Annotated in this window: 9 protein-coding genes; 1 reads left to right on the top strand and 8 read right to left on the bottom strand. The window is 69.9% G+C overall.

Annotation, left to right across the window (positions count from 1 at the left end; all coding sequences use genetic code 11):
• Window positions 1–978: thymidine phosphorylase (locus G3I40_RS37980; protein WP_164559373.1), on the bottom strand; the 978-nt coding region annotated here is incomplete at its 3' end.
• A 171-nt stretch (window positions 979–1,149) separates the two neighbouring features.
• Between G3I40_RS37980 and G3I40_RS37975 the strand changes: the two genes are divergently transcribed.
• The gene (locus tag G3I40_RS37975) at window positions 1,150–1,572 is read left to right on the top strand and encodes an ester cyclase (RefSeq protein WP_164559372.1); all 423 of its coding nucleotides are present in this window, start codon (window positions 1,150–1,152) and stop codon (window positions 1,570–1,572) included.
• A 71-nt stretch (window positions 1,573–1,643) separates the two neighbouring features.
• On the opposite strand, the gene G3I40_RS37970 is transcribed toward G3I40_RS37975, so the two are convergent.
• The 7 genes from G3I40_RS37970 to G3I40_RS37940 all read right to left on the bottom strand — a co-directional run bounded on the left by G3I40_RS37970 (window position 1,644) and on the right by G3I40_RS37940 (window position 10,063).
• Window positions 1,644–2,033, bottom strand: coding sequence for a cytidine deaminase (locus G3I40_RS37970; protein WP_164559371.1), 390 nt, complete (start codon window positions 2,031–2,033; stop codon window positions 1,644–1,646).
• Complete coding sequence (locus G3I40_RS37965; RefSeq protein ID WP_164559370.1) at window positions 2,030–3,292, bottom strand: ABC transporter permease; 1,263 nt, start codon at window positions 3,290–3,292, stop codon at window positions 2,030–2,032. The genes G3I40_RS37970 and G3I40_RS37965 overlap by 4 nt, the downstream gene beginning before the upstream one ends.
• Window positions 3,292–4,440, bottom strand: coding sequence for an ABC transporter permease (locus G3I40_RS37960; protein WP_164559369.1), 1,149 nt, complete (start codon window positions 4,438–4,440; stop codon window positions 3,292–3,294). Before G3I40_RS37960 ends, G3I40_RS37965 begins: the two co-directional genes overlap by 1 nt.
• Window positions 4,441–4,442: 2 nt before the next feature.
• Entirely contained in the window at window positions 4,443–6,026 is a 1,584-nt protein-coding gene (locus G3I40_RS37955) for an ABC transporter ATP-binding protein (protein WP_164559374.1), read from the bottom strand.
• A 270-nt stretch (window positions 6,027–6,296) separates the two neighbouring features.
• A complete protein-coding gene (locus G3I40_RS37950; RefSeq protein ID WP_164559368.1) occupies window positions 6,297–7,346 on the bottom strand; it encodes a BMP family ABC transporter substrate-binding protein in 1,050 nt (349 codons plus the stop codon).
• Between the two features lie 216 nt (window positions 7,347–7,562).
• Window positions 7,563–8,621, bottom strand: coding sequence for a BMP family ABC transporter substrate-binding protein (locus tag G3I40_RS37945; RefSeq protein ID WP_164559367.1), 1,059 nt, complete (start codon window positions 8,619–8,621; stop codon window positions 7,563–7,565).
• A gap of 182 nt (window positions 8,622–8,803) precedes the next feature.
• Window positions 8,804–10,063, bottom strand: coding sequence for an amidohydrolase (locus G3I40_RS37940; protein WP_164559366.1), 1,260 nt, complete (start codon window positions 10,061–10,063; stop codon window positions 8,804–8,806).
• Between the last annotated feature and the right edge of the window lie 328 nt (window positions 10,064–10,391).

Here is a 10,391-nt window from a genome sequence, read left to right as displayed (position 1 = left end):
GACGTGCGTCTCGCGGGCCGTGGGGAGCGCCGCGTCCGGGTCGCCGCCCTGCGCGGCGACCATCCGGCGCCAGGCGTCCATCGCCGAGCCGTCGGCGAGGGCCTTCGCCGGGTCGGCGTCCTTCAGGCCCGCCGCGTCGAGCATCTCGCGGGCCAGGGCGAGGGTGAGCTCGACGACGTCGGCGGGGCCGCCGCCGGCCAACACCTCGACGGATTCCCGCACTTCGAGGGCGTTGCCCGCGGTCAGGCCGAGCGGGGTGTTCATGTCCGTGACGAGGGCGACGGTGGGCAGCCCGTGGTCGAGGCCCAACCCGACCATGGTGCGGGCCAGTTCGCGGGCCTGGTCCAGCTCCCGCATGAAGGCGCCGGTGCCGACCTTCACGTCGAGGACCAGGGAGCCCGTGCCCTCCGCGATCTTCTTCGACATGATCGAGGAGGCTATGAGCGGGATGCAGTCCACGGTCGCCGTGACGTCGCGCAGGGCGTAGAGCTTCTTGTCGGCGGGGGCGAGTCCGCTGCCGGGGGCGCAGATCACGGCGCCGACGTCCTCCAGCGTCCGCATCATCTCCGCATTGCTGATGTCCGCGCGCCAGCCCGGGATCGACTCCAGCTTGTCGAGGGTGCCGCCGGTGTGGCCGAGCCCCCGGCCCGACAGCTGCGGCACGGCCGCGCCGCACGCGGCGACGAGCGGGGCGAGGGGCAGCGTGATCTTGTCGCCGACGCCGCCGGTGGAGTGCTTGTCGGCCGCGGGCCGCGCCAGGACGGAAAAATCCATCCGCTCACCGGAGTTGATCATCGCGGCGGTCCAGCGGGCGATCTCCGCGCGGTCCATCCCGTTCAGGAAGACCGCCATGGCGAGCGCCGACATCTGCTCGTCCGCGACCTCGCCCCGCGTGTACGCGTCGACGACCCAGTCGATCTGGGCGTCGCTGAGGCGGCCCCGGTCCCGCTTCGTACGGATGACGGAGATGACGTCCATGGCATTCCTTCCAGCTCCGGCGTGCGTGATGCGATTCCGCCGACTCTACGCGCATAGATGCCGCAGGTGAAGGCGTCATGTCACATCAACGGCACCCCCGTGCGTCCTGTGTGCAGGCATCAACAGGCATCGCTCGACAGGCATCTCGGGACCGCGCCCAGGAGGAATCCCATGTACACCGCCGAAGAAGCACGCAACGTGGCTGCGTTCGAGCACTACCACTCCGCCGGGAACGCCGGCGACCTGGAGGTCTTCGGCAAGGCCGTCGACGAGGCCTTCGCCCCCGACTTCCTGTTCCACACGCCCCTGCCGATGGGGACGACGGGGCACCAGGCGCTCAAGCAGGTGTGGGAGACGCTGCTGCGCGCCTATCCCGACCTGCACGTCGAGGTCCAGGACGTGCTCGCCGACGGGGACAAGATCGTCGCCCGGAACACGGTGACCGGAACCCATCGGGGCGAGATCCACGGCATCGCGCCGACCGGGCGGAAGGTCTCGTACGACGAGATCTTCATCCTCCGGTTCGCCGACGGGCTCATCACCGAGATCTGGGGCGTCGTCGACGTCCTCGCCCAACTGCGACAGCTCGGGTGAGGTGACATGACGGAGGGCCGCCCCTCCCGGTCATCAGGAGAAGCGGCCCTCAAGTCGCCTGTGTTTCCTGCTCAGTTCAGATGCTCGGGCCCGAACGCGTCCGGCAGCATCTCCCCCAGCGACCGCACCCCCGACGCCGTCTCCAGGAGCAGCTCCCGGCCCCCGAACTCGTACAGGAGCTGACGGCAGCGGCCGCACGGCATCAGGATCTCGCCCTTGCCGTCCACGCACGTGAAGTGCGTGAGTCGGCCGCCGCCGGTGGAGACCAGCTGCGAGACCAGGCCGCACTCGGCGCACAGGCCGAGCCCGTAGCTGGCGTTCTCGACGTTGCAGCCCGAGACCGTGCGGCCGTCGTCGACCAGGGCCGCCGCCCCGACCGGGAAGCCCGAGTACGGGGCGTACGCGCGGGACATGGCCTCGCGGGCCGTCTGCCTCAGCGACTCCCAGTCGGGATGCGTCACGTGCCCTGGCCCTTCCGGTACGGCTGCCCGTCCGCCTTCGGCATGCGCAGGCGTTGTGCCGAGAGCGCCAGGACGATCATGGTCAGGACGTACGGCATGGCCGTGGCGACCTGGCTCGGGACCGAGTCCGTGGAGGCGTACCAGAAGAAGAGCAGGACCGAGACGGCGAGCGTGACGGCGCCGCCGACGTACTTCTTCTTCCAGATCAGCCAGGCGACCGCGAGCAGCGCCAGGATGGCGATGAGCAGGAGCAGCGCGTGGGTGTTCTCCGTGCCGCCGCGGACCTTGAGGGTGTCGCTGTAGCCGAACAGGCCGGCACCGACGGCGAGCCCGCCCGGCATCCAGTTGCCGAAGATCATCGCGGCGAGGCCGATGTAGCCGCGGCCGCCGGTCTGGCCCTCCAGGTAGTAGTTGGAGGAGACCATCGACAGGAAGGCGCCGCCGAGGCCCGCGAGGGCGCCGGAGGCCAGCACGGCGATGTACTTGTACTTGATGACGTTGACGCCGAGCGACTCGGCCGCGACCGGGTTCTCGCCGCAGGAGCGCAGCCGCAGCCCGAAGGACGTGCGCCACAGGATCCACCAGGACGCGGGGATCAGCAGCACCGCGATCAGGGTCAGCCAGGAGACGCCCGTCATGATGCCGCCGAGCAGGCCGGCGACGTCCGAGATCAGGAACCAGCCGTGCTTGTTGAGGTCGGCGAGGGCGTCCGCGAGTCCGGGGACGGTGAACTCGCCGAGGCTCGGCACCGCCGGGGACTGGCGGGTGGTGGCGCCCTCCATGCCGTCGTAGATCATGGCGGAGAGGTAGCGGGTGGCGCCCAGGGCCAGGATGTTGATGGCCACACCGGAGACGATGTGGTTGACGTTGAAGGTGACGGTGGCGATGGCGTGCACCAAGCCGCCGAGCGCGCCGCCGATCAGGGCGGCCAGCACGCCGGCCCAGGGGCCCCACTGGTAGCCGGCCCACGCGCCGAACCACGTACCGAGGATCAGCATGCCTTCGAGGCCGATGTTGACCACGCCGGCCCGCTCGGCCCACAGGCCGCCGAGGCCCGCCATGCCGATGGGCACGGCGAGTTGGAGGGCCGTGGACATCTGGCTGACGGAGGTCAGGCCGTTCGCGTCGGTGATCAGGCGGACCGCCGAGACCAGGCAGATCAGTCCGGCGACGAGGAGGAGCAGGACGGGGAGGCTGAGCCGCCGCCGGGCCGCGGGCGCCGCGGCGGGCTGCTTGTCGAGGACGGGAGCCATACTCATCAGGCGGCCACCTCCTGCTTCTTGTCGTGGGTGGCGGAGGCGCCGAGGACGTGGCCCGCGGCGAGTTCGGAGCCGACGCGCTGTTGCTGGCGGCGGGTGCCCCAGACGCGGACGGCCTCGTAGGAGACGACCACGGCGATCACGATCAGGCCCTGCATGATCGTGGCGATCTCGGAGCTGTAGCCCTGCAGGTCCAGCGGGTCGGCCGCGTTGAAGAGCCAGGACAGCAGGAGCGAGGCGAGGGCCATGCCCGCCGGGCTGTTGCGGCCGAGCAGCGCCACGGTGATGGCGTTGAAGCCGAGCGAGGCCGGGAAGGAGTCGGAGAAGGTGTGGGTCGAGCCGAGCAGCGTCGGCAGACCGGCCATGCCGGCGATGGCGCCGGACAGCAGCATGGCGGTCAGGACCATCTTCTTCGCGGAGACGCCGGAGGCGGCGGCCGCGGTCTCGGAGGCACCCGAGGCGCGCAGGTCGAAGCCGAAGCGGGTGCGGTTGAGCATCACCCAGTAGACGATGCCGAGCACGGCGGCGACGACCACGAAGCCGTAGACGGTGCCGATCTGATCGCCCATGTTGATGCCGGGGAACCAGCCGGCCTTGTCCATCTCGCCGGTGGTGCGGTTGTTGCCGACGGCGACGCCGAAGGCGTCCTCCAGGGTCAGGTACGCGATGACCGAGCCCGCGATCGAGTTCAGCATGATCGTGGAGACGACCTCGCTGACGCCGCGGGTCACCTTGAGGATGCCGGCGATGCCGGACCAGATCGCCCCGGTCACGGCGGCCGACAGGATCAGGACCGGGATCTGCAGGAAGGCCGGGAACGCCACGTGCGCGCCGACGATGGCGGCGACACAGGCGGCGAGCCGGTACTGGCCCTCGACCCCGATGTTGAAGAGGTTCATCCGGAAGCCGATGGCCACCGCGAGCGCGCCGATGTAGAGCCCGGCGGCGTCATTGATGATGAGGACCTGGACGTCGGAGAACGTCGCCTGCTCGAACATGATCGAGAACGGGTCGAACGGGTTCTCGCCGGAGGCGACCAGCACGATCGAGGTGAGCCCGAACGCCACGATCAGCGCGATGACCGGACCGGCCGCCGCGAGGAGGAACCTCTCCCCGTTTCCGGCGGCCCAGCGCTTGAGGATGTTCATGGTCAGGCACCGTCTTCCGTGTGCTCCAGGTGGCCCGAGGCGGCACCGGTCATGGCGGATCCCAGCTCTTCCGGGGTGATGGAGGCCGGGTCGGCGTCGGCGACCAGGCGGCCGTCGTAGATGACCCGGAGGGTGTCGGAGAGGCCGATCAGCTCGTCGAGGTCGGCCGAGATGAGCAGCACCGCGAGGCCCTCGCGGCGGGCCTCGCGGATCTGGTCCCAGATCTGCGCCTGGGCGCCGACGTCCACCCCGCGGGTGGGGTGGGCGGCGATCAGGAACTTGGGCGCGTGGCTCATCTCGCGGCCCACGATCAGCTTCTGCTGGTTGCCGCCGGACAGGGAGGCGGCGGTGACGTCGATGCCGGGGGTGCGGACGTCGTACTCCTCGACGATCCGCGTGGTGTCGGCCTGCGCGGACTTCGGGTCGAGCCAGAAGCCCTTGCTGTTGGGGCGCTCGGTGACGTGGCCGAGGATGCGGTTCTCCCACAGCGGCGCGTCGAGCAGCAGGCCGTGGCGGTGGCGGTCCTCGGGGATGTAACCGACGCCGGACTCGCGGCGCTTGCGGGTCGCCCAGGCGGTGATGTCCTCGCCGAGCATCGTGATGACGCCGCTGTCCGCGTGCTCCAGGCCGATCAGGGCCTCGATCAACTCGCTCTGGCCGTTGCCCTCGACGCCCGCGAGGCCGAGCACCTCACCGGCGTGGATGGTGAAGGTGATGCCGTCGAGGAGCGGCTTGCCGCCGCCGGGCGCGGCCAGGCGCAGGTCCTCGACCTGGATCACCGGACGGTCGGTGACCGTCGACTCGGCGGTTTCGGGGGTGGGCAGTTCGCTGCCGACCATCAGCTCGGCGAGCTGCTTGGGGGTGGTCTCGGCGGGGACGGCCGTGCCCACCGTCGTGCCGCGGCGGATGACGGTGATCTCGTCGGCCACGGACAGGACTTCGCCGAGCTTGTGCGAGATGAAGATGACGGCCAGGCCCTCGGCCTTGAGCCCGCGCAGGTTGGCGAAGAGCGCGTCGACCTCCTGCGGGACGAGCACGGCGGTCGGCTCGTCCAGGATCAGGGTGGTGGCGCCGCGGTAGAGGACCTTGAGGATCTCCACGCGCTGGCGGTCGGCGACCCCGAGGTCCTCGACGAGGACGTCCGGGCGCACCCCGAGGCCGTACCGCTCGGATATCTCCAGGATCGTGCGCCGCGCCCTGCCGCCGATCCCGTGCAGCTTCTCGCTGCCGAGGACGACGTTCTCCAGGACGGTGAGGTTGTCCGCGAGCATGAAGTGCTGGTGGACCATGCCGATGCCGCGGGCGATCGCGTCGGCGGGCGAGGAGTAGGAAACCTGCTCGCCGTGGATGGCGATGGTGCCCTCGTCCGGCTTCTGCATGCCGTAGAGGATCTTCATCAGCGTGGACTTGCCGGCCCCGTTCTCGCCGACCAGGGCGTGCACGGTGCCCTTGCGGACGGTGAGGCAGATGTCGTGGTTGGCGACGACGCCCGGGAACCGCTTGGTGATGCCCTTGAGTTCGACGGCTACGGGACCGGATGATGCGGGGGCGGCGTCGGCGGCCGGCGGGGAGCTTGACGTGGCGATGGCGCACTCTCCTGGGAAGGGGGGCCGCCTACACGCGTAGCGCCCCAACAACGGTGTGCGAGAAGCGAGTTCGATACGGGGTTCGAGTCTGAAGCCCGAGCAGGATCCCACGAACGCGTTACGGGGAAGAAGCGTCCGACGGGGATACACAGCAGAAGACCCCTGAAATGAAACGTCCCCGTACCCGGTCCCTGACCGGATCGGCCCGGACCGCGTCGCACACGCGGTCCGGGCTCCCCCTTCGCCTCGCCTTGCGGCGCTGCGGCTGCCTTACTTGACGGCGACCTTGATGGTGCCGTCCACGATGCCGGCCTCGGCCTTCTTCAGCGCGGCCTGGAGCTTGCTGTCGTTCTTGAACTCCGGGTTGGAGTCGGCGAGGGCGACCTCACCGGACTTCAGGTCGCCGGTGCGGACACCGGTCTCCGGCTTGCCGTTCTTGACCGACTCGGCGAGCTTGAAGATCGACTCGGCGACGCCCTTGGTGGCGGACGTGATGATGGACTTCTTGAACGCCGCGAGCGGCTTCTGGTTGTACTGGTCGGAGTCGACGCCGATCGCGTACTTCTTCGCGGCGGCGGCGGCCCCGATCACGCCCTGGCCGGAGAGGCCGGCGGCGTGGTAGACGACGTCGGCGCCGTCCTCCAGCTGCTTCTCGGCGGCGGCCTTGCCGAGGTCCGGGGAGGCGAAGCCCTTGGCCGGGTCCTCGTCGAGGAACTGGACGTCGACCTTGACGTTCTTCTTGGTGTCCTTGACGCCCTGCTCGAAGCCCGCCCGGAACTTGTTGATCAGCGCGTTGTCGACGCCGCCGACGAAGCCGACGTGGTCCGTCTTCGTCTTCAGGGCGGCGGTGACGCCGGCGAGGTAGGAGACCTCGTTCTCCTGGAAGACCAGGTCCGCGATGTTCTTGCCCTGCACCGAGGAGTCGTCGACGATGCCGAAGGTCGTCTTCGGGAACTTGGCCGCGGCCTCCTTCACCGCCGGGGCGTAGGAGTAGCCGATGCCGACGACCGGGTTGTAGCCCGCCTTCGCCAGGTTGACCAGGCGCGCGGCCTTGTCGTCGTCGGACTCGCCGTCCTTCGGCTCCTGGTCGGCGACCTGGTAGCCGAACGTGCTCTTGGCCTTCTTCAGGCCTTCGTAGGCGGCGTCGTTGAACGACTGGTCGCCCTTGCCGCCGACGTCGTAGGCGATGGCGAGGCCCTTGCCCTCCTTGCTGCCCGCGGACGACGAGGCGTCCGACGAGGTGCCGCCGCAAGCGGCCAGAGCGAGGGCGAGAGAAGCGGTGGCGGTGCCTGCGACCGCTATGCGGGAAACCCGGCGCATGGGAAGAGCTCCTTCGTACAAGCGCCGGAGGGACAGGGCCCGACGCTGAGTTCGCCGCAGAGTAACGCGCGTAGACAAAACATAAAACCCCTTCTGTCCATCTCGTTATCAGGGCGATGCACGGCCTCGGACGGGCTCCCGGAGGGCCTTCCCGAACGCAACGCAGGGCGGGCGCGGAAAGGGTTCCGCGCCCGCCCTGGACGTTGTACGTATGACCTACGGCTTGGTCGCGACCTTGATCGAGCCGTCGACGATGCCCTTCTTCGCCTTGGCGACCGCGTCGGCCAGACCGGGGATGGTCTTGAACTTGGGGTTGGACTCCGAGGCGCCCACCCCGTCGGCCTTGAGGTCGAAGGTCTGCGTGCCCGTCAGCGGCTTGCCGTCCTTGACCGACTTGGCCAGCGAGTAGACCGCTCCGCCGACCTCCTTGAGCGCGGAGGTGAGGATGTAGTCCTTGAACTTGGCCAGCGTCCCCTGCTTGTACTGGTCCGAGTCGACGCCGATGACCCACTTCTTCTGCGTCGCGGCGGCCTTGATGACGCCCTGCCCGGACAGACCGGCCGCGTGGTAGATCACGTCGGCGCCGTCCTCCAGCTGCTTGCCCGCGGCGGCCTCGCCGAGGTCGGGGCTGGCGAAGCCCTTGGCCGGGTCGTCGTCGAGGTACTGGACCTCGACCTTGACGCCCTTCTTGGTGTCCTTGACGCCCTGCTCGAAGCCGGCCTGGAACTTGTTGATCAGTTCGTTGTCGACGCCGCCGACGAAGCCGACGTGGTTCGTCTTGGTGGCCTTGGCCGCGGCGACGCCGGCCAGGTAGGAGGACTCGTTCTCCGCGAAGACCAGCGAGGTGACGTTGGTGCCCTCGACGACGGAGTCGACGATGCCGAAGGTCGTCTTCGGGAACTTCTTCGCCACTTCCTTCAGCGCGGGGCCGTAGGCGTAGCCGATGCCGATGACCGGGTTGTAGCCGGCCTTCGCCAGGTTCGACAGGCGCTGCGCCTTGTCGTCGTCGGACTCGCCGTCCTTCGGCTCCTGGTCGGCCGTCTTGTACCCGAACTCCGCCTTGGCCTTCTTCAGGCCCTCGTAGGCGGAGTCGTTGAACGACTGGTCGCCCTTGCCGCCGACGTCGTACGCGATGGCGAGCCCGAGGTCCCCCTTGTCGGACGAACCACCCTTGTCGTTCTCGCTGCTGGTGCCGCCGCAGGCGGTGGCGGCGAGAGCGAGACCGGAGACGGCCACGGCTATCCGCGTGAGCCGGGTTGTACGAGAACGACGCATGATCGGCTGCTCCTTCGTCAACACGCCGCGCAGGGCGCTGAGTTCGGCGGAGCGTAACGCGCGTCGAGGGGGCGGGGAACGGGGTTCGGGCCTGCCGTTACCGATTCGTGCCGGGAGTCGGTTACGTCCCCGTGAAGGAGCGTGATGAAGGGCGCGAACGGGAGGGAATCGCGCCCCTCGGCTCAGGCCCCGGCCGCGTCCAGCAACGCCGTCGCCGTGAACAGCTCCACGCCCACCGTGATCGCCGACTCGTCCACGTCGAAGTCGCCCTGGTGCAGATCGCGGCTGCCGCGCTCCCCCGGGTTCTTCACGCCGAGCCGCGCCATGGCGCCGGGCACGTGCTCCAGGTACCAGGAGAAGTCCTCGCCGCCCAGGCTCTGCTGGGTGCCCTCGACGGAGTCCGGGCCGAGCCGGGCGATCATGGCGTCGCGCAGCAGGTCGGACACCGCCGGATCGTTGACGACGGGCGGCACCCCGCGGATGTAGTCGATCACCGGCTTGGCCCGGTACAGGTCGGCGATCTCCTGGACGGCACCGTGCACCAGGTCGGGCGCGGCCCGCCAGGCGTCGAGGTCCAGGCAGCGCACGGTGCCGGACAGTTCGGCGTGCTGCGGGACGACGTTGCAGGCGTGCCCCGTCTCCAGCCGTCCCCAGGTGAGGGCGAGTCCGGAGCGGGCGTCGACGCGGCGGGCGACCAGCGCGGGCACCTCGGTGGCGACCTTGGCGGCGGCGATGACGAGGTCGGTGGTGAGGTGCGGGCGGGCGGTGTGCCCGCCGGGCCCGTCGAGGGCGACCTCCAGCCGGTCGCACGCCGAGGTGATGGCGCCGTGCCGCAGCCCGATCCGCCCGGCCTCGACCTTCGGGTCGCAGTGCACGGCGACGATCTTGCGTACGCCGTCCAGCGCGCCGCACTCGATCACGTCCGAGGCGCCGCCGGGCAGCACTTCCTCGGCGGGCTGGAAGATCAGCCGCACCGGGTGCGGCAGTTGGCCCCGTCGGTGCAGGTCGGCGAGGACGAGGCCGGCGCCCAGCACGACGGTGGTGTGCACGTCGTGCCCGCAGGCGTGCGCCCGGTCCGGGACGGTGGACCGGTACGCGCAGGTCGCCTTGGTGTCGGGGATCGGCAGGGCGTCGATGTCGGCGCGCAGGGCGAGCATCCCGCGCTCACCGTTCCACTCGGCCCCCTCGGTGCCGATGTCACAGATGAGCCCGGTGCCCATACCGAGCACGCGGGGCGCGAGCCCGGCCTGCTCAAGGCGCGCCTTGAGCGCGGCGGTGGTACGGAACTCCTGGTTGCCGAGCTCGGGGTGCATGTGCAAGTCACGCCGGAAGGCGATGAGTTCCCTGCGCAGCGCCTCGGGCAGCACGCCGGGGAGCGTGGTGCCCGGGGTGGGTTCCCCCGGCTGGTCGGCCTCGGACTCTCGGGACTTCAACTGGTTCACCCTTTGAAGGGTAGGGCGATGCGGGTACCAACTAACCCCCGATCAACAAAAGTTCAGCCGGATTGACGTAAGAAATCCGGCCAGGGCGTGCATGTGGATCACTCGGGGTGGGTATGTCCACTCTTTCCCCCTGCGCGCCGGAGCGGACAGGCGCGCAGCGTCGGGGGCTTCATCCCAGTGATCGCCTAGGGCGTGTCCGGGACCGCGGCCGGGTCAGGGGCGGGGCCGCGGGGAGCGTGGCGCGGCGCCACGTACCGGGTCACGGCCGCCGCCACGAACGCGGCCGCCACGAGCCCGGCGCTCACCCCCGGCACGGCCCGGTACCCGA

It is taken from the genome of Streptomyces sp. SID14478, from assembly GCF_010548525.1.
In the GTDB taxonomy this organism is placed as follows: domain Bacteria; phylum Actinomycetota; class Actinomycetes; order Streptomycetales; family Streptomycetaceae; genus Streptomyces.
The sequence above is the reverse complement of the archived record's forward strand: the minus strand, read 5'-3'. Positions and strand labels throughout refer to the sequence as shown.

Excerpts from the sequence above, each read along its gene's own strand:
- G3I40_RS37965 (WP_164559370.1), bottom strand. The coding sequence starts at position 3,292 with ATGAGTATGGCTCCCGTCCTCGACAAGCAGCCCGCCGCGGCGCCCGCG.
- G3I40_RS37975 (WP_164559372.1), top strand. The coding sequence starts at position 1,150 with ATGTACACCGCCGAAGAAGCACGCAACGTGGCTGCGTTCGAGCACTAC.
- G3I40_RS37960 (WP_164559369.1), bottom strand. The coding sequence starts at position 4,440 with ATGAACATCCTCAAGCGCTGGGCCGCCGGAAACGGGGAGAGGTTCCTC.
- G3I40_RS37945 (WP_164559367.1), bottom strand. The coding sequence starts at position 8,621 with ATGCGTCGTTCTCGTACAACCCGGCTCACGCGGATAGCCGTGGCCGTC.
- G3I40_RS37950 (WP_164559368.1), bottom strand. The coding sequence starts at position 7,346 with ATGCGCCGGGTTTCCCGCATAGCGGTCGCAGGCACCGCCACCGCTTCT.